The sequence below is a fragment of the Enterobacter sp. HMSC16D10 genome (assembly GCF_001807145.1).
In the GTDB taxonomy this organism is placed as follows: Bacteria; Pseudomonadota; Gammaproteobacteria; order Enterobacterales; family Enterobacteriaceae; genus Enterobacter; species Enterobacter roggenkampii.
Genome location: NZ_KV787902.1, coordinates 39,041 through 63,717, shown reverse-complemented (window position 1 = coordinate 63,717; position 24,677 = coordinate 39,041). Strand labels below are relative to the sequence as shown.

The window sequence follows — 24,677 nt, the reverse complement described above, 5'->3', positions numbered from 1 at the left end:
TCAGTTCCCCTCTCCGGCCGCTATCGCGTTGACCACGTCCAGCGCGCTGCGCACGCCGTCTTCATGAAAACCGTTGTACCAGTAAGCCCCACAGTACCAGCTCCGCTGGTGACCGTTGATCTCGCCGCGCCGCGCCTGCGCCCGCCAGCTTTGCGGATTAAACAGCGGATGCTCATAAACGAAGCGTTGCAGAACGAAGCGTTCATCCACCGGTGCGTCCGGGTTAAGGGTGACGCAGAACAGCGGACTGCCCGCAGGCAGCCCCTGCAGAATGTTCATGTTGTAGGTCACACAGGCGCTGGCCTGCTCCTGCGCGCTCAGCCGGTAATTCCAGCTCGCCCAGGCGCGCGGCCGCACCGGCAGCCAGCGTGGGTCGCTGTGCAACACCACCTCGTTGCGCTGCCAGCCGATATCGCCCAGCACCTCGCGCTCTGCGGAAGTCGGGTCGTCAAGCATCGCCAGAGCACTGCCGGAGTGGCAGGCAAATATCACCTGGTCGAAGGTATGGCTGCCGTTTTCAAGCTGGAGCGTGACCCCGTCCTCGTGGCGGCTCACCCGCTGCACCGGTGAATTGAGATGCAGCGTCAGCCGATCGCCCAGTTTGTCCAGCATCGCGCGGATATACTCTCGCGAGCCGCCCGGCACCACGTACCACTGCGGGCGATGGGTGATATCCAGCAGACCGTGATTTTGGAAGAAACGTAAAAAGAGCGGCAGCGGGAAACGCTTCATCTCCTGCAGCGAAGATGACCAGATGGCGGCCCCCATCGGCAGAATATAGTGGCGCGCAAAAAACGGCGTAAAGCCATGCTGGTCCAGAAACGTCTGCAGCGTGGCGTTCGGGTCCACTTCCCCGTCCAGGGCCTGTTTTGCCAGACGATTGAAGCGGACGATTTCACCGAGCAGCCGCCAGAATGTCGGATTGACGAGATTTCGGCGCTGGGCAAACAGCGACGTCAGGGTGTGGCCGTTGTATTCCAGCCCCGTCTCGGGGTTGTGTACTGAAAAGCTCATCTGGGTTTTTTGCCCGCTGATACCCAGCTCGCTGAGCAGGCCCATAAAGCGCGGATAGGTGCGGTCGTTGTAGACGATAAACCCGGTATCGATCGCGTATGTCCCCTGTGGCGTCGTCACGTCAACCGTTGCGGTATGGCCGCCCGGCGTGGCTCCCGCTTCAAACAGGGTCACCTGATGGTGCCCGGCCAGTCGCCAGGCGCACGTCAGCCCGGCAATGCCGCTGCCGATAATTGCAATGTTCATGAACGCACCATCCTGCGCAGCAGCGTGCGCTGAAGAAAAGCAGGCAGCCCTGAGAGCAGCCGCAAAATGAAGCCAAATCCGGCAGGAAACGCGATGTGCATTTTCCCGGCCGCCAGCCCGATACGGATCGCCTTCACCGCCTCATCGACGGTCACCCGACCCGGCATGGCAAAATCGTTTTTCCGCGTCAGGGGCGTATCGACGAAGCCCGGAGAGACAACCGTGACGGTAATCCCTTTTGGCTCCCAGTCCAGGCGCAGGCTTTCGGCAAACCAGCTCAGCGCCGCTTTGGACGCACCGTAGGCCTCTGCGCGGGGGAAAGGCAGCCAGTGGGCCATCGAGCTCACCAGCACCACGCGGTTGCCTCGAACCAGCTGCGGCTGCAGCGCCTCAAGGCAGTTCACCGGCCCGAGGAAATTGGTGTTCATGACCCGCTCCACCAGCGCTGCATCCACCACGCCACCGTCGAGGTATTCGCAGGTACCGGCGCAGAGAATAATCAAATCGGCGTAGCTGCCGGTCAGCGCCTGTCGGCAGGCCTCCCGGTCCGTCATATCGAACAGGCGAACGGTGAGATTGGGGCAGGTCTGATGCAGCGCTTCCAGACGCGCCGGATCGCGCCCGCAGGCAATCACATGATAGCCGTCAGCGGAGAAGGATTTCGCCAGCCCGGCGCCAATGCCCGAACTTGCACCGGTAATCAGTACCGTCTTCATGATTTGACCCTCCGCTTCACGCCGCGTACCGCCCAGCCCAGCAGAGGAAGATGTTCGTAGATCATCTCTCCCGCATCGTAGTAGTCGCGCTGGTGGGTGATGAGATCGTTTTCCGTCTCCACCACCGAGCACCCCGGCAGATCGAGCGGTTCGCCTCCGGCAATGCGCGGATGCGACCAGTGCATCACCCAGGTGACAACAAACCGGTTCCCGCTGCAGAGCGGCGGGTCGATAGAAAAACGGCAGTTCTCGACGTTGGCCAGCAGATGGGTGAAATAGCGCTGAAGCGCAAAGATACCGTCGTGCTCGCCGAACGGATCGACAAGCGTGGCATTTGAATGGTAAAGCCCGACCAGCGCGGACGGCGGCTGGCTATCCAGTGCGGCGTAGTACTCAACAAACCGACTCACGACAGAGGGCAAAGTGCTCATGGGTCACATCCTGGCTGTAAACAACGTGGCGTAATCACATACTTAAAACTTACACAATTAACGTTATTTGTCCAAGTTTGTGCAAATTTATTTTTTATTACCCATAAATATCAACAACTTGATAACTCAATCATTTGACGGTTTTGTCGACCGGGTAAGGCGTAGCCGCCACCCGGCTTTCACTTTCAGGTTATCCTTAAGGCAAATTCAGCGGTCATCTTCCAGGCTTATCCTTTTTATTCATAAGGATGCCTGACATGAAACGTTTCTTTCTCTCCCTCTTCTCAAGCCCGGAATCCTTACTGCAGGTGATGAGTCAGCAGGAAATTATTGAAGCCGTGGAAGATGGCGACCGCATCATTATCGACCAGGACGGGAACGCCTCGGTGAACTACAAGAGCAACGAGGTGCGGCAGGACTTTCTGCGTCACGTTAACGCGCTGAAGAGGGCCTGATATGGGAACGACGATATTTATGGTGCTGATGGTCTGCGGGTACTGGTACACCAGCCGCGACCTGTCGACCCGCTTTAAAATCAAGCGTTCCTTTGGCTGGGATGTCTATTTTCTCGTTGCGCTTTACGGCTGTATTTTCGTTCTGCAGGGGGTGATTGCTACGGGGCTGCTCTGGCTGCTGCTGCTCACCCTTTCCGCCGCCAACAACGCCTTCCACTTTGCCTCACCAAAATACACCGACTGGCAAATCGACTTTATGAACTGGAGCTTTTTAGGCATTCAGGCGCCGGTGGTGGTGATGCTGGCGTTTGCCATTCTGTTTTGCCTCTACCGCTCTAACTGGGCAGGCAGCGCCAGGCTGGACGGCGAGAGTCGGAAAAAGCTCTACAAACGGCTTGCGCAGGCGAGCGGAATTGAACAACTGCTCTATCAGTGTATGGAGCAAGGCGAGCTGGCGCAGGTCACGCTCCGCTCGAGGCGGATTTACGTCGGCATGATCCACACCGCGACGCTGGAATATGAAAAAACGGCCAATATCGTGCTGATCCCGATGTTGAGCGGGTACCGGGATGCGAAGACGATGAACCTGCGCATCGAGAATAATTACAGCCGGTGGTACGCCGAGCATGACATTACGCTCGACTCTGAACCCCGCAGCGCCATGTCATTCCGCAAGGTGATTTTACTCAATCAGATTGAGAGCATCTCGCTGTTCGATCCTGCCAGCGCCAGCGCGCTGTCGCTGGCACAGCGGGACGAGAGCCCTGGCCCTAAAGAGACATCCCCATAATTTTGAGTATGCTCTGCTGTGAGGCAGTTTCGAAAAGGACGTTCTTGATGCAGAGCATGCCCTGCTTCTGGTAGAACCGGTACGCTCCCACGTTCTGCTCAAGCACTTCCAGCCAGAGAGAGTCCTTTCCCCTGCTTCGGGCCATGTCGATAATTTTATTGAACATGTCCTGACCATAGTGCTTGCCGGTCTCGGCAGGATCGAGGTAGAGCTTGTTGAGGAGAACGCCCCTCTTGTCCGTTTCCGGAAGCATGGCGTCCCAGGTCACTTTCATAAATCCCACTGGCCGATCGGTTTCTGCCACAAACCAGGAAACATGGCTCTCGGACAGGCTCTGCTCAATGACGGAAGGGGTATACTCGGCGTCCAAAAAATCCTTCATCTCTGCATCTGATACCCACAAATGCTGAAAATGCGCGGGATAGATACGATATCCCAACTCGCTTAATAGCGTTGAATCGGCCCCGGTGGCCTGTCGAATTCGAAGCGTCATGGAAGGTATCCCGCGTAATCACCCGCGTTGGGCATGTTGATAGAGGTCCCAGCGGTTGCCGTACATATCTTCAAACACCACCACCGTACCGTACTCTTCCTCACGCGGTTCTTCGCAGAAATGAACGCCTTTTGCCTTCATGGCATGGTAATCGCGCCAAAAATCATCCGTCTGAAGGAACAGGAAAACTCTGCCGCCGCATTGATTACCGATAAAACCTTCCTGCCTCTCATTAGACGCACGAGCCAGCAAAATGTTGCAGTCGCTTTCCGGATTGGGCGAGACGACCACCCAGCGTTTACCCGGTTGCGGCGTATCCTCTACGAGGGTAAACCCCAGCTTGTCTGTGTAGTACTCAATGGCGCGATCGTAGTCATCAACCACAATAGCCACGCAGCCGAGGCATCGTTTCTGTGTTCTCATTTCCGTTACCTTTACTCTAAATGGTTATGCTCAGCGCTTTTCCACTGAATACGCGCACATAAAAACAGCGATCGCATGCGTAACCCGACGAGCAATTTCTTCATCAGATAAGCTTTTTCTGGCGCCAAGCTTTATCTCAAGGCTTGTCATCCCGAGCCACAACCCGGCCAGGTCGTCAGCCGCTTCGCGCGGGGAGCACGCGATCAGTAAGCCCTTTTCAATGGCTTCACCGATAATTGTCTCCAGCATCTGCTGCGCCCTGCCGGGACCTGCCGCATAAAAACGCGCGGGTAACTCCGGATGACGAATAGCGGCGGAGGCAATTAAGCGGTCCCAGCCCGTCAGCTCGCGCTGGTTGATGAAGCGGACAAAACGGTTGCCAAACGCGGTTAAGACCTCGGTCAACGACAGATGATGCCGCTCGGAAAAATCACTGTCACTGATGGTCAGATCCGATTCCTTACGGAGTACGGCCTCAACAAGCAGGTCTTTATCCGCGAAATTGGCATAAAGCGTGGCTTTTGCCACCCCGGCAACGCGGGCAATTTCTTCCGTCGTGACATCGAGGCCTTTCTCGAGAAACAGGCTTCTTGCGGCCTGCAGTATCGCCTGCTCCTTTGACGGATCTTTTGGGCGGCCTTTCTGCCGAACCTTTTCTCTCATCGTTTACGACCTGACAAAAGCATGCTCATCATGAGCCCCCCGATAACGGTTATGTGTTCAAGCGCGATATGAAACTCTTGGGTGCGCTGGGGCTCGCTAAATTTCCAGAATGGATGCCCCACCGGAATGGTGAGTAATGTAAACACAATCAGCATTGCCGATCCAATCCATCCGTAGCCGGCAAAATTCGAAATCACCAGAGCAGAGCCTACAAGCTGACAGAGAATGGTGCCTGTCGCGAATAAGACGGGCCAGGGGAGACCCACATCCACCATTTCCAGCACAATCTCTCCAAAGTTGAACAACCCATAAAAGCCTGCCATCCAGAAGAAAAAGGTCAATAAAATTCTTGAAAGACAGAGTGTTGTGATAGATGACGTGATTTTTGACACTGAATTATCTCTTTGATCATTTAAAAGACTGGCTAGTCTACTTATTAATTAACAGACCGACAAGTCTGATAAGTGCGATCACCGCCCTGACACTCCAAAACGGGTGGGTGAACATCAGTGTGAGAACGCGCTAGTCTGCCTCTGGTGAATGGATGGTGAGCGATGAAGACATATGGAAATTATTTTGATGCGCCACGGCGAACCCGAATACAGGGGCGCCGGAAAGGTGTCGTACAGGGAAATGGTGGGATGGATCGACAGCTATAACCGCTCTTCAACGGGCCGCGACAGACCTTCGGAGATGGCTCAAATCCTCGCGTACCGCGCACTGACGTTTCTCAGCAGCCCTCTCCCGCGAGCCCTTTCATCGTTGAAAACGCTGGGGTGTGAACCGGGCTTAATTGATGAGGTTTTTCGGGAAGCAGAGCTGCCGGTGTTCCGTATTCCGGGGTTCCGGCTATCGCCTTTTTACTGGGCAGCGCTGTTTCGCGTTCTTTGGCTCTGCGGCCTGTCTGGCGAGTCAGAGCGCGTAAGCGCCGCAAAAGAACGTGCCGTTAAGGCGGCAGAAATCCTGGTGAATGTAGCGAAGGACTCTGACGGCCCCGTCTTGCTCATGGGGCACGGGGTCATCAACCGGTTCATTGCAAAAGAACTGATCGCATCAGGCTGGAAAGAACAGACTCGTCCGGGTAAGGGGTACTGGGGAGCGGGGGTTTACAGCATGGTATAGCGGCACATGCTGAGGCCGAGGATTGTTCATCCTCGGCGCACGCCAGCCGACTGTTATTCGCAAATGCTGAATGCACCTGTCAGCCTTCGTCTGGAGGACTAAGGGGATCCTCGCTAGCCCCCGATTAAGTCTGCCAGCGCCCTCTTCAACGACGCGATGACCTCATCCGTCTCCATGCCCATCTGCGCATGAATAATGGCGCCGTCAATGAGCAGCATGATTTCATTGACGGCGCGCTCATCCGCAATTTTTGTCAGCAACGCAATAATCTTCTTTGTTTCGATTTTATGATCGCGGCATATCGCTTTTATTTCGCTTTCAATATCTTCGGATTTGGCTTCGGCGCTGGCATTAATAAACGCACAGCCGTGGAACTCAGGCGAAATAAACCATTCATAAAGGGTAGCCGATAGAGCGTCCGCAGGCGTCTGGCCTTCAACGAGATGTCGACGAAGCGTGGCCTCAAACCAGTTAATCCATATTTCATGTCGATAGTGTAAATAGGCGAGAATAAGCAAGCTCTTACTCGGAAAATGGCGATAAAACGTCACCTTCGTCACTTTCGCCTCTTTAATCAGCGTATCCACCCCCGTCGCTCTGAAGCCTGTGGAATAAAACAGATCGTGCGCCGTCAGTAATATTTTATCCCTGACGCTTATTTTTTTATCGTTGTTTTCGGATTCTGCTTTCATTTGTCGATGGCCTCAAAACGGATGTTGACAGCGTTATTTTTCAGGAATAGATTAGCGCAAGTAGACAGACCAGTCTACATAATCACATAACGAGGTAATCGCCATGAACACACGTCCTCCCTTACCGCCCTTCACACGTGAAAGCGCTATTGAAAAAGTCAGGCTGGCAGAAGATGGCTGGAACAGCCGCGATCCGGCGAACGTTGCGCTGGCCTATACGCTGGATACCCAATGGCGCAACCGTGCAGAATTCGCCACCAACAGGGAGGAAGCGCAGGCGTTCCTGGCGCGGAAATGGAAGAAAGAGCTCGATTATCGTCTGATTAAAGAGCTGTGGGCCTTTACGGATAACCGCATCGCGGTCCGCTATGCCTATGAATGGCATGATGATTCAGGAAACTGGTTCCGCTCGTACGGCAACGAAAACTGGGAGTTCGCACCGGACGGCTTGATGAAGCGCCGCTTTGCCTGCGTTAACGATATGCCGATAAAAGAATCCGAGCGACTGTTCCACTGGCCGCTGGGCAGACGCCCGGACGATCACCCCTCGCTGAGCGATCTGGGGTTATAGGATTTTCGCATCACTCCGGCTTCCCGGAGTGATGTGATTTACAGCGCGCCCAGCTGTTTCATCAGCGTCAGGTTGTCCTCAATATGCCAGTTCGCTGCAATTTTACCGTCACGGATTTCATAGATATCCGTGGCGATAAAATCTATTTTCTGTCCCTTTCCTTTCAGCCTGCCAAATGTCCCGGTGAATGTGCCGTAAAAATGTAAATGTGAGACCACGCGGTCGCCTGAAATAATCATCTGCTCAACGTCGCAGCGCAAATCGGGCACGGCCGTGCGAAACGCCCGCGAGGCTAAAATAGCGCCTTCCGGCCCCTGCTTACGGCCTTCCGGCGGTGTTTTATCAACAAAGTTTGCCGCCAGGGCATCACGCGCCAGAGTTTCATTACCGGTGTTCCAGAACGTGGCATATTCTCTGGCAACGGCTCCATTCGTCTTTAATTGCACCAGGGGCAGGCTCTTGTCCACAATCAGCTGTTTCGGCTGTACCCTTTCCCCCTGCGCTGAAATAGCATTGCCCGACAGACCAGCAAAAATAAGCGCCGCGATAGCGGGACGAAAGCACGTCGTATATTTCATGATGTCTCTCTACAGAGTGTTACGTTACCCGCAGACGATGCCCTGCGGATCACATTAATGAGGGGTCAGTTAATTAACGCCCCGCCCTCAATATCAATGACCGACCCGGTGACAAAGGGGTTGTCCATGGCGAAAAGATACCCTTGTGCGATGTCCTGCGCCCTTCCCCAGGCTTTGGCTGGCAGGGTTTCCGCCGCGCCTGCGAGCATTTTTTCCCGCGCGGCGGCGTCCATCCCCGCATACGCTTCCGTGTCGGTCAGCCCCGGACTCACGACGTTGACGCGCAGCGGGGAAAGCTCTTTCGCCAGTACCTTTGTCGCGGCCTCAATGGAGGCATTCATCGTTGTTTTTACGATGGCGCCCGCCACGGTGCGGCGTGCAACAAACCCGCTGGTGAAGGTCAGCGTACCGCGGGGAGCGATGTTCCCGCTGAGATAGCGGGCGACATTCAGGCTTCCCCAGAATTTTGTACCAAAGGCCTGTCTTGCCGCACGGAGATCCAGTCCGGAAAGCAGCCCGCCCGGCGCCTGTGAACCCGCCGTGACGACAATATTATTGACCTCGCCCAGCGTTTCACTGAGCGCAACAAGCTCTTCCTCACGGCTGATATCGAGCACGAGAGTGCTAACAGACGCGGCATGAACGCTCAGTCGTTGCCGTGCAGCGTCCAGTTTCGCGCTATCGCGTCCCGCAAGCATAATCTCCTCGCCGCGCCCGGCAAGCAGGGTGCCCACGGCGAAACCGATGCCGGAAGCGCCGCCGATAATTAAGGTTTTACGGGTCATCATGTTTCCTCCTGCTGGGTGTACGTTGAGTAATCGGTATAGCCCTTGGCGGTGCCGCCAAACAGCGTGGCGGGGTCGCGCACCTGGGCCAGCGGCAAGCGGTGCGCCAGCCGGTGAGGCAAATCCGGGTTGGCAATAAACGGTCGTCCGAAGGCAATCAAATCGGCATAGCCCGCCGCCAGAATTTCTTCGGCTTTGGCAAGGTCATAGTTACCCGCGACGATCAGGGTGCCGCTGAAGGTCTCGCGAAGCGATTGACGGAAATGCTCAGGAATCTGCGGCGCGTCGTCCCAGTCGGCTTCCGCCAGGTGGATAAACGCAATCCCTTTTTGTTCGCACCAGGCCGCAAGCGCGAGTATGGCTTCAGAGACCTGCGGGTCGTTCATCCCGCGCTGGGTACTAAACGGCGAAAGACGGATGCCCGTACGTTCATGACCAATCGCCTCAGCAATCGCGCTTAACACGTCCTGGGCGAAGCGGATCCGGTTAGCCACCGTACCGCCGTACTCGTCCGTGCGTTTGTTGGAGGTTTGGCGCAGGAACTGGTCGATCAGATAGCCGTTTCCGCCGTGGACCTCCACGCCATCAAACCCGGCCTGAACGGCATTCAAAGCGGCCTGGCGATAGTCCGCGACGATGTTCTGAATGTCCTTGCGTGAGAGCGTTCTCGGCTGCGGGCAGTCAACCATCTGGCCTTCTCCACGCTCATTCACCACCCACACCTGCGCGTCCGGGGCCAGCGCTGACGGGGCGACGGGCTGACCGTCCTGGTGAAAACTGGCGTGCGACATTCGCCCAACGTGCCAGAGCTGAGAAAAAATGACCCCGCCCGCCTGATGTACGGCCCCCGTCGTGAGCTGCCATCCTGAAACCTGCTCCGGCGAATGGATGCCGGGCGTCCAGGAGTATCCCTGACCCTGAGGCGAGATTTGCGTGGCTTCGGTGATGATTAACCCCGCGCTGGCCCGCTGCCGGTAATACTCCGCCATCAGCGCGGAGGGAATGTTGCCCGGCTGAAGGGAGCGCGCTCGGGTCATCGGCGCCATGACGATACGATTTTTCAGGTCCAGCGACCCCAGCCTGTAGCGTTCAAAGAGTGAAGCAGGTTTCATGTTTTCATCCCTTATGGTTTGGATGAAATCACTTTACAGTCGGCATCTGATTTTGATAATTACGCTAAAAATAGATGCACTTTTCGGAAAAGATGAATAATGGGTAAACTCGAAGACATGGCCTTACTGGTGGAAGTCGCCAGGGCCGGAAGTCTTTCCGCCGCCGGACGACGCCTGTCGCTTTCTCCTGCCACGATGACCGCCAGGCTGAAGGCAATTGAGGAGCGTTACCAGACGCGCCTGTTTCATCGCTCAACGCGATCCCTCACCCTGACCCGCGCAGGCGAAGAGTTTTATCACGCCGCGCTGCGCGTTCTGGAAGAGGTGCATTACGCCGAGTCGCTGCTGGCGCAAAAAGAGGGCGTGCTCAGCGGCAATATTCGCCTTTCCGCGCCCTCGGACTTTGGCAGACAGTATCTCAGCCCTGCCGTCATTGAATTTTCGCGTCACCATCCTGCCGTCAAATTTTACATCTCGCTAAAAGAACACGTTGAGGATCTGGTCGCTAACCGGCTGGATATGAGCGTGCGCTTCGGCAATTTGCCGGACAGCAGCCTTGTCGTCAGAAACATCCGCCCGAACCGTCGGGTGCTGGTTGCCTCCGGGGCGTATCTTAACGACCACGGTATCCCCGCCACGTTTGCCGATCTAGCCCGGCACCGGTGCCTGGCGCTGGAGTCTCAGGGCGTAGTGATGAACGAATGGCGCTTTGAACATGAGGGAGAGGAAAGCGTTGTTCGCGTCGAGCCCGCCATGGTGTGCGACGACGGGGCATTGCTTCGTCAGTGGGCCCTGGGCGGAGCGGGCATCGCCGGGAAATCGTGGTGGGACGTCAAAGACGACGTTGACGCCGGAAGACTCACGGTGCTGTTTGCCGACAGCTTCACCGGCTTTAGCCGCTACGATCGCAAAGATGTCGGGCTGCAGTTTGTTTACCCGCAGCGCAAGCTGCAGCCGCTTCAGGTTACGGCGTTCAGCCAGTTTTTTCTCGACTGGCTTAAAAAACATTAACGTAAAAAACAGTGATACACTTACTCCACCTGGCCGATTGTCCCGTCTTCACGACGTAAGACAGCATAACAGTAACCAAAGTACAAAACGGTCACTCGTCGCCAACCCTGGCTCGTCACGCTAAGCTTACATAATGACTAAAACTATGAACGCCCCATCAATACGTGGTCCACTTGACCATTCTGTCAGAGAGCAAATCGTCGAAGCGGCCTTTGAGCACTTCGGTCATTACGGCTATGAAAAAACCACCGTCGCCGAGCTGGCGAAATCTATCGGTTTTTCAAAATCCTACATTTATAAGTTCTTCGATTCCAAGCAGGCTATCGGCGAAGTGATCTGCGCTAACCGCCTGGAGCTGATCATGGCGGCCGTGCTTTCCGCCATTGAGGATGCGCCGTCAGCCAGCGAAAAACTCCGCCGTCTTTTTAAGTCGCTCACCGAGGCCGGCAGCGAGCTGTTTTTCCACGATCGCAAGCTCTACGACATCGCCGCCGTCGCGTCACGGGAGAAGTGGCCTTCGACGGAAAGGTATACCGAAAGCCTCCTGAAGCTGATTGAGACCATCATTATCGAAGGCAGACAGGCTGGAGAGTTCGAAAGGAAGACGCCGCTGGACGAGGTCACCTTTGCCGTTTACATGGTGATGTGCCCTTACATTAACCCCGTTCAGCTGCAGTACAACCTTGAAACTGCCCCAACGGCAGCAGTACTTCTCTCCTCACTGATTTTAAGAAGCCTGGCCCCCTGATTGGTGACCATTGACTTTATTGGTCACTAATCACAGAATGCGGAAACTGTCCTGTTACTTCAAAAGGGTTTCCCATGCTCAGGCTCACTTCAGCCCGCCTTGCCATATGTCTTCTGCCGTTTGCCCTCGCGGCATGCGGCGATATTTCCGCGAGTGACGATCCGCGCACCAGGCCACCGCTTGTCAGATCCGCCTCCGTCGAGAGGGCGAATCCAGCCGCTCGCACCTTTACGGGCGTGGTGGTGGCAAGAACGCAAAGCGACCTGGGCTTCAGGGTTCAGGGTAAAATCCTCGAACGCCTGGTGGATACCGGGCAGACCGTCAAACAGGGCCAGCCCTTGCTGCGTCTGGATCCGGTTGACCTGAAATTACAGGCTCAGGCGCAGCAGCGCGCGGTGGATGCTGCCCAGGCGCGGGCGAGAAAAGCCACCAGCGATGAGGCGCGTTATCGCGGTCTGGTGGCGTCCGGCGCGGTGTCCGCCGCGGAGTACGATCAGATTAAAGCGGCGGCCGATACGGCCAGGGCGGATCTCAGCGCCGCCCGTGCGCAGGCCAACGTGGCGCAAAACGCCACGGGCTATGCCGTCCTGCTGGCGGATTCAGACGGCGTGGTGATGGAGACGCTTGCCGAACCCGGTCAGGTGGTCAGCGCCGGACAGGTGGCGATCCGCCTTGCCAGAGCGGGACAGCGCGAAGCGCTCGTGCAGCTTCCGGAGACGCTGCGCCCTGCCGTCGGCAGCGAAGCACGGGCCACGCTTTATGGCCGTGAACAACACCCGGTCACCGCCACGTTGCGCCTGCTGTCTGACTCCGCGGATGCCGCAACCCGGACGTATGAAGCACGCTACGTGCTGGCAGGCCAGCTGGCGAACGCGCCGCTGGGGGCGACCGTCACGCTCAGCCTTGAAGACCCGAAAGCGGAAGGTCAGGCCATGCAGGTCCCGCTGGCCTCACTCTACGATGCGGGTAAAGGGCCCGGCGTCTGGCGCATTTCCGCCCAGCCGGCAAAGGTCACATGGACGCCGGTTACGGTGCTGAGCGTGGGCGAAGATGCGGTCCAGGTCACGGGCGGCGTGAAGCCCGGGGAGAAGATCGTTGCGTTAGGGGCCCATCTTCTGCACGAAGGTGAAGTTGTCAGGCTGGCAGAACAGCGCCATGCCGCTCCGGCGGAGAACGCGCCATGAGCCAAAGCCGCTTCAACCTGTCAGCGCTGGCCGTCCGCGAGCGTTCCGTCACGCTGTTTCTGATCGTTCTGGTGACGATTGCCGGTATTTACGCCTTTTTTGGACTGGGACGCGCGGAAGATCCGCCCTTCACCGTGAAGCAGATGACGGCGATTGCCGTCTGGCCGGGCGCAACCGCGCAGGAGATGCAGGATCAGGTGGCCGAACCGCTGGAAAAGCGCCTGCAGGAACTCAAATGGTATGACCGTACCGAAACCTATACCCGTCCCGGCATGGCATTTATCACGCTGTCACTGCAGGACAAGACCCCGCCAGCCGAAGTGCAGGAGGAGTTCTATCAGGCGCGTAAAAAGCTTGGGGATGAATCCCAGCGTCTCCCGGCGGGCGTCATCGGCCCGATGATCAATGACGAATTCTCGGATGTCACCTTTGCCCTCTTTGCTCTGAAAGCAAAAGGCGAACCGCAGCGGCAGCTGGTACGCGATGCCGAAGGCCTGCGCCAGCAGCTTCTGCACGTTCCAGGGGTCAAAAAAGTGAACATCATCGGTGAACAGGCCGAGCGGATTTATATCGCCTTCTCCCATGACCGTCTGGCGACGATGGGCCTCTCACCGCAGGATATTTTCAATGCCCTCAACGGCCAGAATGCCCTGGCCGCGGCGGGCGCCATTGAGACCCGGGGCGCGCAGATTTTTATCCGCCTGGACGGCGCGTTCGATGAACTGCAGAAAATCCGCGATACGCCTTTAGTCGCCCAGGGCAAAACGCTCACGCTGTCGGATGTGGCAACGGTTGAACGAGGCTATGAAGATCCCCCGACGATGCTGATACGCAATCAGCATGAACCCGCCCTGCTGCTGGGCGTTGTCATGCGTGAGGGCTGGAACGGCCTGGCGCTGGGTAAAGCGCTGGATGCGGAGACGGCGAAAATCAATGATAGCCTGCCGCTTGGCATGACCCTGACCAAAGTCACCGACCAGTCCGTGAATATCCGCTCCTCGGTCGATGAGTTTATGATCAAATTCTTCGTCGCCCTGCTTGTGGTCATGGTGGTCTGTTTTGTCAGCATGGGCTGGCGCGTGGGGGTGGTGGTTGCGGCGGCGGTGCCGCTGACGCTGGCGGTCGTTTTCGTGGTGATGGAGGCTGCGGGAATAAACTTTGACCGCGTCACGCTGGGCTCCCTGATCCTCGCCCTCGGCCTGCTGGTTGACGATGCGATTATCGCCATCGAAATGATGGTGGTGAAGATGGAGGAAGGTTACGACAGAATCAAAGCCTCGGCCTATGCCTGGAGCCACACCGCCGCGCCGATGCTGGCCGGTACCCTGGTGACGGCGATTGGCTTTATGCCGAATGGGTTTGCCCAGTCGACCGCCGGGGAATACACCAGCAATATGTTCTGGATTGTCGGCCTCGCCCTGATTGCCTCATGGTTTGTGGCGGTGGTGTTCACGCCGTATCTGGGGGTGAAGATCCTGCCGGCGATCCCCAAAGTGGAAGGGGGCCATGCCGCCATCTATAACACGCCTCGCTATAACCGCTTTCGCCAGCTGCTTGGCCGCGTTATCGCCAGAAAGTGGCGCGTGGCCGGGTCCGTGGTCGCCATTTTCATTCTGGCCGTGCTCGGCATGGGGCTGGTAAAAAAACAGTTCTTCCCGACCTCCGATCGCCCGGAAGTGCTGGTTGAAGTGCAGATGCCCTATGGCACCTCGATTGCGCAAACCAGCGCCGCTACCGCAAAAATAGAAGCGTGGCTGGGCAAGCAGCCGGAAGCCAAAATCGTCACGGCCTATATTGGTCAGGGCTCGCCCCGTTTCTATCTGGCAATGGCCCCCGAGCTGCCCGATCCCTCTTTTGCGAAAATCGTGATCCTGACGGACAGCGAGACGTCACGCGAGGCGCTCAAGTTCAGGCTCAGGGAGGCCGTTGCCAGCGGCCTTGCGCCCGAAGCCCGCGTGCGGGTGACGCAGCTGGTGTTTGGCCCCTACTCGCCTTTCCCGGTTGCCTGGCGCGTGTCGGGGCCGGATGTCAAACAGGTGCAGGACATCGCCGAACGGGTGAAAGCCGTGCTTCAGGCAAGCCCGATGATGCGAACCGTTAACACCGACTGGGGCTCGCGCGTTCCGGTGCTCCATTTCACTCTCGATCAGAACCGCCTGCAGGCGACCGGCTTAACCTCCAGCGCCGTTGCCGGGCAGCTTCAGTTCCTGCTCTCCGGCGTGCCTGTCACCTCCGTGCGGGAAGATATTCGATCGGTAGACGTCGTTGCCCGCGCGGCGGGTGATATCCGCCTTGACCCGGCAAAAATCGAAGGCTTTACCCTGGTCGGCAATGCGGGACAGCGCGTGCCGCTGTCTCAAATTGGCAAGATAGAGGTCGGCATGGAAGACCCGGTCCTGCGCCGCCGCGATCGCACCCCCACAATTACCGTACGGGGCGATATCGCCGACAATCTTCAGCCGCCGGACGTGTCGGTCGCCATCATGAAGCAGCTCCAGCCGATCGTTGATTCGCTGCCGGCCGGCTACCGCATTGACATGGCGGGGTCGATTGAGGAGGCGGGCAAAGCCACGCAGGCCATGTTACCGCTGTTCCCGATCATGATTGCCCTGACGCTGCTGATCATCATTTTGCAGGTGCGCTCACTCTCCGCGATGGTCATGGTGTTCTTAACCGCGCCGCTGGGGCTGATTGGCGTCGTGCCGACCCTGCTGATATTTAATCAGCCGTTTGGCATCAACGCGCTGGTCGGCCTGATCGCCCTCTCCGGCATTCTGATGCGCAATACGCTGATCCTGATCGGTCAAATCGATCATAACCAGAAGGACGGCCTCGATCCGTTCCAGGCGGTGGTCGAGGCGACGGTCCAGCGCGCACGCCCGGTTTTATTGACCGCCATGGCGGCCGTGCTGGCGTTCATTCCCCTGACGCATTCGGTGTTCTGGGGCACGCTGGCCTGGACGCTGATCGGCGGAACGCTGGGCGGGACGATCATTACGCTCGTCTTCCTGCCCGCGATGTATGCGATCTGGTTCCGGATCCGCCCGGTTGAACAACGCGTGCAGCATGCCACGGAAAACGTGTAAACTACCATCAGTAGATAACTGACCCGAGGAAAGCATGGTTGTTAAGCGCTTAAGAAAAGAGGACCGCCGCGTGCAGCTGCTGGAGGTTGCGCGTGGAATCGTGCGTCAGCAAGGCACGGAGGCGTTGACCCTTGGCTATCTGGCAGAACGGGCTAACGTGACCAAGCCCATCCCCTACGACCACTTTGGCGATCGTGAAGGGCTATTGATGGCGCTGTACCAGGATTATAGCGATCGGCAGCTGGCAAAATTCCGCGAGACGCTGGCGGTGGACAGCAAAACGCTGGAGAAGACGATCCGCTTTTTCAGCGCGGCCTATATCGACTGTGCGATTGCCGCCGGGCCTGAAACCGGGCCAATCGCCGCGGCGCTGTCCGGTTCTCGCGCGCTGCAGACGTTTCGGGAAGCGTGCGTGGCCGAATGTGCCGACTGCCTGCGCACCGCGCTTTCTCCTTTTATCGTCTTAAAAGGCGTTCAGGGAGAAGCGGTACTGACGGCCATCATTGGCGCGGCGGAGGCGCTCAGCACCGCGGCGGGCAACGGCGTGCTCGCCCGAAATGTGGCAGAAGATATGCTCTGCGGCGCCATGACCGGGGTGCTGGAGACCTACGCGAATAGCACAAAATGATCGCCGGGGGCGGATTGACACCTAAGTTACCAATAGTAATATAGGCATCACTTCTCCCCCATCTGGAGGTCGCTATGTCTGCAACACATGCCATTAAAAACGCGCTGATCGTGACGGCACACCCGATCGACAATTCGTTATCCCATACGCTGGCAGCCCGTATTGCCGGGAAATTACGCGAGGAAGGTACGCAGGTTGAGATCGCCGATCTGCATGCTGAAGGGTTTAATCCGTCGATGACCCGCGCCGATCTCGATTTGTATCACGGCGATCCGAGCGCCCTCCCCGACGATATTCTGCGCGAGCAGCAGCGCGTCGAGCGCGCGGATATGCTGGTATTCGTCTTCCCGGTGTACTGGTGGTCGGTTCCCGCGCTGTTGAAAGGCTGGTTCGATCGCGTGTTAACCCTGAACTGGGCGTATAAGGTGGCCGACGACGGCCGGATTGTGGGCAACTTAAGGGATGTTCCCGTCCGCCTGATTGCCACTGGCGGTAGCGATCTTACCGGGTTCGACAAACACGGCTACTCGACGGCGATTCAGACGCAAATAATCGAAGGGGTATTTGGCTTCTGCGGGTTGAAGAACGTTAAGCTCGATATCCTTTACCAGGCAGACACGGCGACGCCCGAGCAGGTTGACGAATTCCTGAGCGAGATCGGCAACCTAAAATAATATCGGCTATCCAGCCAGCAACGGCGTGCCTCCTTCGCCATAAGGAGGCACGAGTTCTCGATGTTACTAACCGTCAGGGATCCTGCTGGCAAACCGGAACGCTCTTTCTTATGATTATTCAAAAAATAACGAGAAAAGGCCTATCGTCATCACTACACTCATAATCACCTGAATCAAAATAATAAAAAAAGCGATCCCACCCAATACCGTGATTTTTCGACGCAGAATGAAAGTTATGCCGGAAAGTACAGCACTGGACAGAATGGCTTTGAGTATATAGGAAAGCGGCACCATGGCCGGGTGACCGGTCTGCACTCCAGCAAGCCCAATGAGACCCAGTAGAAAATTACCGCAAATTCCCCATCCCCAGAAAGTCATCGGTAAGCTCATCTGCCCCGCGACTAATCTTTTCAACATACGCACATCCTTTTTGTGATTTTTTTATTGAAACACAACGGTTTTTATCCAGTCTCTCGCACAGTTGGATTGTGTAATAAGTCGAGCCGACAAATACGCAACTACCAAATATGCTGATATGATTTTGTTCATCTTTACATGCATATTGATGGTATTGAAAAGAACTATCGGCAGCAAATATTTAAAGTTTAACGGCTCGTCCGGATATGGTTTAAAAGATATATCAGCGAAGGTCATAACATGTTTACGTCAGTTCAGCCAACAACCCCCCTCACCACCACCGGACCCTTCGGCGGTGCGAGCGTGTCTGTAGTGAACGACTGACAAACAGAACCTCAATCCCCGCCGACATGGACGGGGAAATCTCTCTCCGTTCACCACCCTCTGAATGGAGAAAGAAAATGGTTTCATCTGACAATGCTCTCTTGATTATCGACATGCAGCAGGGCCTCTTTCGGGGCCCGATTTCCCCTCGCTCCGCCGATGCCGTTCTGACCAATATCCGCTTGTTAATCGCCAACGCCCGAGACGCGCAGGTATCCGTCTTTTTTGCCCGCCATATTGGGTCGGACGACTCCCCCTTCTCAGAAAATGGGCCGTTAACACAGCTGATACCTGAACTGGACGTGAAGGAGCAGGACGTTGTTTTCACCAAGCGCTATCCCAGCTGTTTTCGGGATACGGTATTGCAGCGAGAACTTAATCAGAGAGGCATCAAACAGCTGGTCATTGCCGGGATGAAAACAGAGTTTTGCGTCGATACGACCTGCCGGGCCGCACCGGAGCTGGGTTTCAGGACGGTATTAATTTCAGATGCGCATACCACAATGGATAATGACTGTTTATCCGCCAGCGACATTATTGCCCATCACAACAGCACGCTGGCAGGCCCGTTCGTGACGCTGTCGACTGCTCGTGACTGGCTTTTTAGTACGGTGAGTTGACTCAGGTGATCGCTTATCTCTTTACCCGGCTCGCCTTTCCGCGCGCCGGGCACATAAGAGAATAATTACAGGGTAAAACCACCGTCCCCCACCTGTGCCTGAGCATACCATTGCATCAGCTTCTCGGTGCCAGGCTCGTTTTCTGCCGGTGACCATGGGGCGGTATCATGCTCGGGCACGGGCTGATACCCCCCGTGTTTAACCTCAAAAATGACGCCGCCTCTATCCAGCGACAGCACGGCATGCCAGGTTCCGGCATCCATCTCCAGGACTTTACACTCTTCGCCTAACACCACGCGCCGGGTCACGTTGCCGCTGTCGTCAAAATTCAGCACCAGAAAGCGACCGCTCAGCGCCGTCAGCAGTTCAAACGTGTGCGGATGGCGGTGGGGGCGGACATAGGTACCGGGTTCCATTGCAATGGCCAGGCGCTGCACCGGGTCGCTCAGGTCAGGGTGTAAATTACGGTGCGCGCGTAAGCGAGGAGAATGTGCGGCCTGCTCGCTTTGCTGCTGCAGGTCACTGAAAGTAATCTGTTTCATATACACCTTTAGGTATGTGGGCTGTCTGCGGCAACCCGGTTGCCGCAGGACGTTATACCATCCTGAACGGTCGAGGAGCGATGGGATTTGTGAAACAAATCGCTGCCGGGCGAGTGGTCAATCCCCCGACAGGAAGCTCATCAGTAGAACTGACATGAAAACCGCCATTCCCCTTCTGATGACCGGTGAAAGTAACCGATACCGTTATCCGCCCACATCCAGTTTACTTTTTCTTCTGACCCAACCTGAAAAACAAACTCTTCGATTCCCACACAGTGTTGTATCTCAGTCGGAAATCCCCCTACCTTGGTTCCCCTGTAGCGATTGAAATCTTCAAAAAAACTATCACTGGCCTGCTCATCATCATTTACGCAAGAGAGATCAATAATATCCCAGGCATCTTCCCATCCAGGAGCATCGTCAATGACACTCAGCCATTGAACTGGAAACGGCCGATACGGCGTGTCCAATTCAGGCAATGGCTGAAGCCCTTCGAGGCTGGCATACTCGCGAATTAACCATCCTTCACCATGCGGTTCGTCAAAGGGATGTTGTTCCACATTGTGAAACAACACCAGAAGGGCTATGCCGTTCAACTGGTCAGGAATAACAGGAAGCTCGTCGACCCTTATCTGAAGAAGTGGAAACATGGGTTTGCCCTTCCAGGTGGGTAATCCTTCATCTGCACGAGAAACGCCCTTCAGAAACCATGACGTAATGGGATCTTCAGGCGGCCGGAATCCACCGACCTGCGCGACCGATGCGGGTCTTAGCCTGGTCCGGAGTTCTTCTAAAACTGACGCACTCTCTAATCTCATGTTTGCTCGCCTCTGTAGACGCTTGTCGGACAGATATTCTGCTGTTCATTGTAAGTTAATCATCACATCTGGAGAATCTCATTGAAAAATAAAACCTATGTTGAGTAAAACTCACATTGATTCCCACTATTTCTCGTTTTTCAAACGTAATCTCATTGAAATACCATCCCTTCATTCCCGGTCTCTTCCTGACCTGGAACAGAGAGCGAAACTCAAATAATAAATACACCTGCATGCATATGGAGTACGTATGACACTCGATGTTTTATTTCATCTAATGAAAATGATCTCACCTGAAAAAAACATCGCGGGTGAAAATATACATGCGTTAATAACGTTACTTTCGTCAAAAAACGATAGCGGTGAGGTGCTTTCGCCCTTTATTCATCGACTGCATCTTCTGTCTTTCGCCCAAAGCAATCCGGGTAACGCCGAAGAGTTGCTCTCTGCGCATTTACCCAAAGACGACGGGATCCTTCCGGTTCTGGACTTCGCGGACTGGCCAAGGGTGCGCTACGCCGCTTCAGGCGAAGTTCAGACGCCTGAATCTGAGGAGTACTTCCGCGAAATGACATCGGCTACCAATCTGTTACGTTCTGCGCTGATCGAAGCTGAACGCGCAAAGGGAACCCCTGCGCTATATATACTGGATAAATTACTCAACCTGAACAGCGCCCTGCCGGAAAGATATAAAAATATGGCAAATATTCCCTACGCATAAATACGTTCACTGTGCGGAATATTTCCCTGTTAATATTCCGCTATTTATTAAATCCGCTTTTCATTGAAATCAAGACAGACAATATCCAAAGAGGGCACCACTGGCGCATTAAGGTTAAGCCAGGCCAGCAACCGTTCAATACTCTGTCCTCTGAGCGAATTTTTGGGCCAGACAAGGTAGTAACCGTCCCCTGTTGCTATCGCCTCCCTGAAGGGCAGCGCGAGAAGGCCGCTTTTCAGCGCGTCGAGCGTGAGCCGGAGATCCGCCATCGCTACGCCGTGTCCGTGCATGGCCGCAAGGCTGCCCTGCTCCAGGGTGTCGAACACGATCCCGCCGCCCATGTCGAGGCCGGGGAATAAGCCCGTCCTTTTCAGCCAGCGCTTCCAGTCCCGTCTGTCCGGTGACGGATGAATAAGATCGCACTCTGGAAGCTGCTGCCGGGCAGGCTCCAGCAAAGACGGCGTACAAACCGGAATAAGCCATTCGCTGAACAGCAGCCGGCTCTCCGTTGACTCGCCAAAATAGCCGTTCCCGAGGAGGATCGCACAATCGTAGGGCTCGCGGCTGAAGTCAACGGTGTCGAAGTCCATCCAGACGCTGGCGATTTCGATTTTCGGCTTCGCGTGGTTCTCGCGAAAGGATTTAAGCACATTGAGGAGCCATCGCATCGTCAGGGTGCTGGGGGCTTTGAGGCGCAGAAGGTGATTTTCACTTTTGAATGCGCGACAGGCCCACTCAATATTCGAGAAACTTTCGCTAAGCTGCCCGGCCAGAATGCGCCCGGCATCGCTGACCTCCACTCTCGGACCCTGCCGCTTAAACAGCGCGCAGTCAAACCACATCTCAAGCGTCCGGACATGCCTGCTGACCGCCCCCGGCGTGATGTTCAGGACTTCAGCCGCTTTGCTAAAGGAGTTCAGCCGTGCGGCAACTTCGAACGCGCGCAGCGCATACAGTGGCGGTAAAGACATACGTTCCCTTTTTGTCAGGTGTAATCATGCAGGTTTTGTATTATCGGCACTCGGTGACGTTTCATCCCATTCCTCAGCCGGAAACGTCAGCAGCAGCACCCTGAGCAGGGACTCAAGCTGCGCGCGCTGCGCCTCAGAGAGGTTTCTCAGCAGCGCATTTTGCGTTTCCGTATGCACGAGCAGCGCCTGTTCGATACGCTCCTGCCCGTGCAGCGTCAGGCTGACGAGCGAGCTGCGCTTGTCGTCGGGATCGGCAATCCGCCTGACAAGGCCTTGCTGTTCGAGATGGTTGAGCCGGTTCGTCATCGCCCCTGAGGTGATCAACAGGGATGTATACAGCTGCGTGGGCGAAAGGCAGTATGGCTCCCCGGCGCGGCGCAGCGTGGCGAGGACGTCAAACTCGCCCTCGCGAAAGCCAAACGGCGCCATGGCCAGCGCGCGTTCTTTTCCCAGGTGCTTCATCAGCCTGAGCATTCGGCCAAAAATTTTCATCGACGAGGCGTCCAGCTCGGGCATGGCGCGGCTCCACTGGCCGACAACGAAGTCTACATGGTCTTTCATCTTCACCCCGTATGGCGTGGGAATTTATCGAGTTGTGCGGTACATCTTACACTAAAACAGATTTTACCTTAACGTTAAGATAAATGCTCGCGGCAATTTTCCCGGGCCATTCACACCCGAAAAGGATGCCATGTTGAAACGCACGTCACCGTTACTCTTCGCTATTATCGCTTTTATCGTCGGGCTGAACCTGCGCCCCATTCTGGCCTCGGTTGGCCCCCTGTTCTCCGTGCTGCAGCGCGAAGCAGGGCTGACCGCGACGCAATTCAGCCTGCTGACCACCCTGCCGGTGGCGATGATGGGACTGGCTGCCCTGTGTGGCCCCTGGCTTTTAGCCAGGATCGGTGCCGTCAGGGGAATTATGCTCGGGCTGTTCATCCTGCTGGTAGCCTGTTCATTACGCGGTTTTAGCACCTCGCTGACGGGTTTGATGGGCACCGCGTTACTGGGCGGGGCCAGCATCGGCACGATCCAGGCGTTAATGCCTGCCCTGATAAAAAAGGCGTATACGCAAACGGCCAGCACGATCATGTCGCTATTCAGCACGGGCATTATGGCCGGTGCGGCAGTCGCCGCCGCCAGCGCCGAGCCGCTGTTTTCATGGCTCACGCTCAAGCCCGCGCTGGCTATGGCAGGCGTGCTCGCGCTGCTGGCGCTGATGCTGTGGTTACCCCTGGTTAAACAGCCTCAAGGGGAACAGACAGCACATGAATCCGTTACGCTCTCTTCCTCCCGGACTGGACTCCTTCTGCTCTTTTTCGGCGTGGGGACGGGCGCCTACACGCTGGTCTTAGCCTGGCTGCCCCCGCTCTATATTCAGGCAGGATGGTCTGCACGCAGCAGCGGCTATATGCTGGCCTGGCTGACCCTAACCGAGGTGGCCGCCGGGTTTGCCGTCTCCGCGCTGATCGGTAAATTCACCGACCGCCGTGTTCCGCTGATAACTGTACTGTTACTGCTGCTCGCGGGGTTACTGTGTCTGGTCTTCTCTCCAGGTACGACGCCGGTCTTATCAACCTTGCTGCTTGGCATCGGTATCGGCGCCCTCTTCCCGCTGTCGCTTATCGTCACGTTCGATCATGCGCGAACGCCCGCGCAGGCCGGGAAGTTACTGTCTAAAGTTCAGGGAGGAGGATATATGATCGCCGCGCTCATGCCGCTAGTTGCCGGGATCGTTCGCGACAGTTCGGTCTCGCTGACCAGCGCATGGCTGGTGATGAGTGCGGGAGTCGTGCTGTTGATCGTTATCGCGTTCACTTTCAAACCCGCCGTGAACGTGCAGGCGCGGTGAATGCGGTACCAGAAATGAGAGTCGTATTTCAGACAGCTCTACGCTAAATTCCATCATTTCAGGCTATTAAGGAGTGGATATGTCGCAGACGTTACCGGGAATTGATGTCATGTTCGTCGCCGGGTTCGGGCCCATTTCACAGGATACAGCGTCCAGCACCGCGTTTTATATCCAGACACTCGGTCTGCCGCTGAAGCCGATGGAGGGCAATGCCGATTATCTGCTCACTGAAGAGGGACGCTTACCGGGCGTGAAGCATTTTGCCGTCTGGCCGCTGTCACAGGCGGCAACGTCCTGTTTTGGTGAATCGGAGTGGCCCGAGGAGCATCCGATACCGCAGGGATGGATTGAATACGAGGTGCAGGATCTCGATTCCGCTACCCGTGTTCTGAGTGAAAAAGGCTATCGGTTGTTGGTCGCCAACCGCACGGAAACGTGGGGACAAATCGTTACTCGCCTGCTCAGCCCGGAAGGTTTGCTGACCGGACTAACGATTACGCCGTGGCTGCGTGGATAGAGGATGTTATAAGGTGCTGGCTTATATCACGATAGGGACAAATGACTTTCAGCGCGCCGTGAACTTTTATGACGCTATTTTTAACGTGCTGGGCTATTCACGTCTGCCCGCCTGGACTGATAGCTGGGCAATGTGGGGAAACGAAAATCATCCGGAAGACGAATTTAGCTTCTGCATTTGTCCTCCTTTTGACCAGCAACCCGCGACGGCGGGAAACGGGACAATGTTCGCATTCAGAGCCAATAGCGCGGAAATTGTCAGACGCTTCCATGCAGCGGGCCTCCGTGCGGGAGGAAAGGATGAAGGCGTGCCCGGTACACGAACCGCCTACGGCCCCGATTTTTATGTTGCCTATCTGCGCGATCCTGACGGGCATAAACTGGCGTGCGTTTGCCAGCATTATTCTCCTGATGCAGATAAGCTATCAGGCGAAGAAGAGTCACTTCAATAATAAAATTTTGCGGTAAGGACCG

General features: G+C 56.2%; 31 protein-coding genes. 15 read left to right on the top strand and 16 right to left on the bottom strand.

The features are described from left to right. From HMPREF3143_RS19380 to HMPREF3143_RS19370, 3 genes are read right to left on the bottom strand one after another with little or no spacing between them, the layout of a single operon-like run. Positions 1-1,260, bottom strand: coding sequence for an NAD(P)/FAD-dependent oxidoreductase (locus tag HMPREF3143_RS19380; RefSeq protein WP_070534119.1), 1,260 nt, complete (start codon positions 1,258-1,260; stop codon positions 1-3). Further along, positions 1,257-1,976 carry an SDR family NAD(P)-dependent oxidoreductase gene (locus HMPREF3143_RS19375; protein WP_023292494.1) on the bottom strand — a complete coding sequence of 240 codons (720 nt, stop codon included), beginning with the start codon at positions 1,974-1,976 and terminating at the stop codon, positions 1,257-1,259. Before HMPREF3143_RS19375 ends, HMPREF3143_RS19380 begins: the two co-directional genes overlap by 4 nt. After that, entirely contained in the window at positions 1,973-2,407 is a 435-nt protein-coding gene (locus tag HMPREF3143_RS19370; RefSeq protein WP_008502330.1) for a nuclear transport factor 2 family protein, read from the bottom strand. Before HMPREF3143_RS19370 ends, HMPREF3143_RS19375 begins: the two co-directional genes overlap by 4 nt. A gap of 257 nt (positions 2,408-2,664) precedes the next feature. On the opposite strand from HMPREF3143_RS19370, the gene HMPREF3143_RS19365 reads away from it, so the two are divergent. Both HMPREF3143_RS19365 and HMPREF3143_RS19360 read left to right on the top strand, forming a co-directional pair. Next, positions 2,665-2,862: a hypothetical protein gene (locus HMPREF3143_RS19365; RefSeq protein ID WP_008502331.1), complete on the top strand. Its 198-nt coding sequence runs from the start codon at positions 2,665-2,667 to the stop codon at positions 2,860-2,862. A 1-nt stretch (position 2,863) separates the two neighbouring features. Beyond that, positions 2,864-3,652 (top strand): hypothetical protein, encoded by a 789-nt coding sequence (locus HMPREF3143_RS19360; protein WP_070534118.1) that lies wholly within the window; start codon positions 2,864-2,866, stop codon positions 3,650-3,652. On the opposite strand, the gene HMPREF3143_RS19355 is transcribed toward HMPREF3143_RS19360, so the two are convergent. The 4 genes from HMPREF3143_RS19355 to HMPREF3143_RS19340 form a co-directional block, all read right to left on the bottom strand. Then, on the bottom strand, positions 3,633-4,034 hold the full coding sequence (locus tag HMPREF3143_RS19355; RefSeq protein ID WP_241772306.1) for a GNAT family N-acetyltransferase: 402 nt from the start codon (positions 4,032-4,034) through the stop codon (positions 3,633-3,635). The two genes, HMPREF3143_RS19360 and HMPREF3143_RS19355, sit on opposite strands and share 20 nt — an antisense overlap. A 129-nt stretch (positions 4,035-4,163) precedes the next feature. Next, positions 4,164-4,568, bottom strand: a complete 405-nt coding sequence (locus tag HMPREF3143_RS19350) for a VOC family protein (RefSeq protein ID WP_008502334.1) — start codon at positions 4,566-4,568, stop codon at positions 4,164-4,166. A gap of 30 nt (positions 4,569-4,598) precedes the next feature. After that, a complete protein-coding gene (locus HMPREF3143_RS19345) occupies positions 4,599-5,231 on the bottom strand; it encodes a TetR/AcrR family transcriptional regulator (protein WP_070534117.1) in 633 nt (210 codons plus the stop codon). Then, complete coding sequence (locus HMPREF3143_RS19340) at positions 5,228-5,623, bottom strand: DoxX family protein (RefSeq protein ID WP_023292497.1); 396 nt, start codon at positions 5,621-5,623, stop codon at positions 5,228-5,230. The genes HMPREF3143_RS19345 and HMPREF3143_RS19340 overlap by 4 nt, the downstream gene beginning before the upstream one ends. A gap of 172 nt (positions 5,624-5,795) precedes the next feature. Here HMPREF3143_RS19340 and HMPREF3143_RS19335 point away from each other — a divergent pair, with 172 nt between their 5' ends. Next, a complete protein-coding gene (locus HMPREF3143_RS19335; RefSeq protein ID WP_021241365.1) occupies positions 5,796-6,353 on the top strand; it encodes a histidine phosphatase family protein in 558 nt (185 codons plus the stop codon). Positions 6,354-6,466: 113 nt separating this feature from the next. Here the strand turns inward: HMPREF3143_RS19335 and HMPREF3143_RS19330 are convergent, their stop codons facing one another. After that, positions 6,467-7,045, bottom strand: a complete 579-nt coding sequence (locus HMPREF3143_RS19330; RefSeq protein WP_070534116.1) for a TetR/AcrR family transcriptional regulator — start codon at positions 7,043-7,045, stop codon at positions 6,467-6,469. 103 nt (positions 7,046-7,148) lie between these two features. On the opposite strand from HMPREF3143_RS19330, the gene HMPREF3143_RS19325 reads away from it, so the two are divergent. Beyond that, positions 7,149-7,616, top strand: a complete 468-nt coding sequence (locus tag HMPREF3143_RS19325) for a nuclear transport factor 2 family protein (protein WP_023327398.1) — start codon at positions 7,149-7,151, stop codon at positions 7,614-7,616. Positions 7,617-7,654: 38 nt separating this feature from the next. Here HMPREF3143_RS19325 and HMPREF3143_RS19320 read toward each other — a convergent pair whose 3' ends face one another. The 3 genes from HMPREF3143_RS19320 to HMPREF3143_RS19310 form a co-directional block, all read right to left on the bottom strand. Then, entirely contained in the window at positions 7,655-8,194 is a 540-nt protein-coding gene (locus HMPREF3143_RS19320; RefSeq protein WP_070534115.1) for an ester cyclase, read from the bottom strand. 65 nt (positions 8,195-8,259) lie between these two features. Continuing rightward, positions 8,260-8,982 (bottom strand): SDR family oxidoreductase, encoded by a 723-nt coding sequence (locus tag HMPREF3143_RS19315; RefSeq protein WP_175441130.1) that lies wholly within the window; start codon positions 8,980-8,982, stop codon positions 8,260-8,262. Next, the gene (locus HMPREF3143_RS19310; RefSeq protein ID WP_070534114.1) at positions 8,979-10,091 is read right to left on the bottom strand and encodes an alkene reductase; all 1,113 of its coding nucleotides are present in this window, start codon (positions 10,089-10,091) and stop codon (positions 8,979-8,981) included. Before HMPREF3143_RS19310 ends, HMPREF3143_RS19315 begins: the two co-directional genes overlap by 4 nt. Positions 10,092-10,190: 99 nt before the next feature. Between HMPREF3143_RS19310 and HMPREF3143_RS19305 the strand changes: the two genes are divergently transcribed. The 6 genes from HMPREF3143_RS19305 (at position 10,191) to HMPREF3143_RS19280 (ending at position 17,422) form a co-directional block, all read left to right on the top strand. Next, a complete protein-coding gene (locus HMPREF3143_RS19305; RefSeq protein ID WP_070534113.1) occupies positions 10,191-11,102 on the top strand; it encodes a LysR family transcriptional regulator in 912 nt (303 codons plus the stop codon). Positions 11,103-11,235: 133 nt separating this feature from the next. Then, a complete protein-coding gene (locus tag HMPREF3143_RS19300) occupies positions 11,236-11,850 on the top strand; it encodes a TetR/AcrR family transcriptional regulator (RefSeq protein WP_025911302.1) in 615 nt (204 codons plus the stop codon). A 74-nt stretch (positions 11,851-11,924) separates the two neighbouring features. Further along, positions 11,925-13,034, top strand: coding sequence for an efflux RND transporter periplasmic adaptor subunit (locus HMPREF3143_RS19295; RefSeq protein WP_063435512.1), 1,110 nt, complete (start codon positions 11,925-11,927; stop codon positions 13,032-13,034). Beyond that, on the top strand, positions 13,031-16,120 hold the full coding sequence (locus HMPREF3143_RS19290) for an efflux RND transporter permease subunit (RefSeq protein ID WP_070534112.1): 3,090 nt from the start codon (positions 13,031-13,033) through the stop codon (positions 16,118-16,120). Before HMPREF3143_RS19295 ends, HMPREF3143_RS19290 begins: the two co-directional genes overlap by 4 nt. A gap of 34 nt (positions 16,121-16,154) precedes the next feature. Further along, positions 16,155-16,748 carry a TetR/AcrR family transcriptional regulator gene (locus HMPREF3143_RS19285; protein ID WP_008502347.1) on the top strand — a complete coding sequence of 198 codons (594 nt, stop codon included), beginning with the start codon at positions 16,155-16,157 and terminating at the stop codon, positions 16,746-16,748. Between the two features lie 74 nt (positions 16,749-16,822). Further along, a complete protein-coding gene (locus tag HMPREF3143_RS19280; protein WP_023292508.1) occupies positions 16,823-17,422 on the top strand; it encodes an NAD(P)H-dependent oxidoreductase in 600 nt (199 codons plus the stop codon). 114 nt (positions 17,423-17,536) lie between these two features. Here HMPREF3143_RS19280 and HMPREF3143_RS19275 read toward each other — a convergent pair whose 3' ends face one another. Then, the gene (locus HMPREF3143_RS19275) at positions 17,537-17,839 is read right to left on the bottom strand and encodes a hypothetical protein (RefSeq protein WP_070534111.1); all 303 of its coding nucleotides are present in this window, start codon (positions 17,837-17,839) and stop codon (positions 17,537-17,539) included. A gap of 401 nt (positions 17,840-18,240) precedes the next feature. Here HMPREF3143_RS19275 and HMPREF3143_RS19270 point away from each other — a divergent pair, with 401 nt between their 5' ends. Continuing rightward, positions 18,241-18,783, top strand: a complete 543-nt coding sequence (locus HMPREF3143_RS19270) for a cysteine hydrolase family protein (protein WP_070534110.1) — start codon at positions 18,241-18,243, stop codon at positions 18,781-18,783. Between the two features lie 65 nt (positions 18,784-18,848). Here the strand turns inward: HMPREF3143_RS19270 and HMPREF3143_RS19265 are convergent, their stop codons facing one another. Further along, positions 18,849-19,325, bottom strand: coding sequence for a WbuC family cupin fold metalloprotein (locus HMPREF3143_RS19265; RefSeq protein ID WP_032663581.1), 477 nt, complete (start codon positions 19,323-19,325; stop codon positions 18,849-18,851). 140 nt (positions 19,326-19,465) lie between these two features. Then, on the bottom strand, positions 19,466-20,143 hold the full coding sequence (locus HMPREF3143_RS19260) for a DUF1963 domain-containing protein (protein ID WP_070534109.1): 678 nt from the start codon (positions 20,141-20,143) through the stop codon (positions 19,466-19,468). Between the two features lie 250 nt (positions 20,144-20,393). Between HMPREF3143_RS19260 and HMPREF3143_RS19255 the strand changes: the two genes are divergently transcribed. Beyond that, a complete protein-coding gene (locus HMPREF3143_RS19255) occupies positions 20,394-20,864 on the top strand; it encodes a hypothetical protein (RefSeq protein WP_070534108.1) in 471 nt (156 codons plus the stop codon). A 47-nt stretch (positions 20,865-20,911) separates the two neighbouring features. Here HMPREF3143_RS19255 and HMPREF3143_RS19250 read toward each other — a convergent pair whose 3' ends face one another. Both HMPREF3143_RS19250 and HMPREF3143_RS19245 read right to left on the bottom strand, forming a co-directional pair. Then, positions 20,912-21,835, bottom strand: coding sequence for a LysR substrate-binding domain-containing protein (locus HMPREF3143_RS19250; protein ID WP_070534107.1), 924 nt, complete (start codon positions 21,833-21,835; stop codon positions 20,912-20,914). 24 nt (positions 21,836-21,859) lie between these two features. Continuing rightward, positions 21,860-22,396, bottom strand: a complete 537-nt coding sequence (locus HMPREF3143_RS19245; protein WP_070534106.1) for a MarR family winged helix-turn-helix transcriptional regulator — start codon at positions 22,394-22,396, stop codon at positions 21,860-21,862. 130 nt (positions 22,397-22,526) lie between these two features. Here HMPREF3143_RS19245 and HMPREF3143_RS19240 point away from each other — a divergent pair, with 130 nt between their 5' ends. The 3 genes from HMPREF3143_RS19240 to HMPREF3143_RS25165 all read left to right on the top strand — a co-directional run bounded on the left by HMPREF3143_RS19240 (position 22,527) and on the right by HMPREF3143_RS25165 (position 24,655). Then, positions 22,527-23,687, top strand: a complete 1,161-nt coding sequence (locus HMPREF3143_RS19240; RefSeq protein ID WP_070534105.1) for an MFS transporter — start codon at positions 22,527-22,529, stop codon at positions 23,685-23,687. A gap of 79 nt (positions 23,688-23,766) precedes the next feature. Next, complete coding sequence (locus tag HMPREF3143_RS19235) at positions 23,767-24,204, top strand: VOC family protein (protein WP_070534104.1); 438 nt, start codon at positions 23,767-23,769, stop codon at positions 24,202-24,204. Between the two features lie 13 nt (positions 24,205-24,217). After that, a complete protein-coding gene (locus HMPREF3143_RS25165) occupies positions 24,218-24,655 on the top strand; it encodes a VOC family protein (protein ID WP_084832202.1) in 438 nt (145 codons plus the stop codon). Positions 24,656-24,677: the final 22 nt, after the last annotated feature.